Source organism: Streptomyces sparsus (assembly GCF_054776295.1).
On sequence record NZ_BAAHCA010001635.1, the window covers coordinates 1 to 618 of the forward strand.

A 618-nucleotide genomic window follows, 5' to 3' on the forward strand; every position below is an offset into this window, starting at 1 on the left:
GGGCGCGGTCGGGGCGGTGGGGCGTTCGGCCTTGGCCCGGCGCGGTGGCACGGCCAGCTGCACCACGTCTGCCAGCGCTCCCGCGTAGCGGTCGGCGACCGCCCGGCACAGGTGCAGCAGCCGAGGGGTGAGGACCGGCTCCGGTGACAGCACCTGGGCGATCGGGGCGAGCACCCCGGGGAAGTCGCTGTCCGCGCGGCGCTCGACCACAAAACCGTTGATGAGCCGGCCGCCCTCGCGGCGCCCGTCGCGTTCGCCGGCACCGAAGCGCACCCGGACCCGCACCCCTGGCTGGGCGTCCTCGTCCATCGCGGCGGGCACCGCGTAGTCGAAGTAGCGGTCGAGGTGCACCAGGCCCTTGTCCACCAGCACCCGGGCGACCGGCAGCCGCTCAGCGAGCGCGGCGCCCCGCCAGGTCCGGGGCCGGGCCCTGGGCGCCGAAGCGCCCTTGCGCACCGCGTCCCGGATCAGCGCCAGCTGCTCCGGCGGTGCTGCCCCGGGGCCGTCGGGGCGGACGTCGTCGCTGCTCACGGCTCCAGTCTTAGCAGACGGCACGGACACGGCCGCCCGGGGCGGGCGGCGGAAGGCGGGGCACGCCGGACACCGGACGGGGGCGGG

1 protein-coding gene is annotated in these 618 nt (G+C 77.7%); it reads right to left on the reverse strand.

Features of this window, described 5'->3' with window-relative positions; genetic code table 11:
- Positions 1 to 531: primosomal protein N' family DNA-binding protein (locus ACYVE9_RS30030; RefSeq protein WP_461031013.1), on the reverse strand; the 531-nt coding region annotated here is incomplete at its 3' end.
- Positions 532 to 618 lie beyond the last annotated feature (87 nt).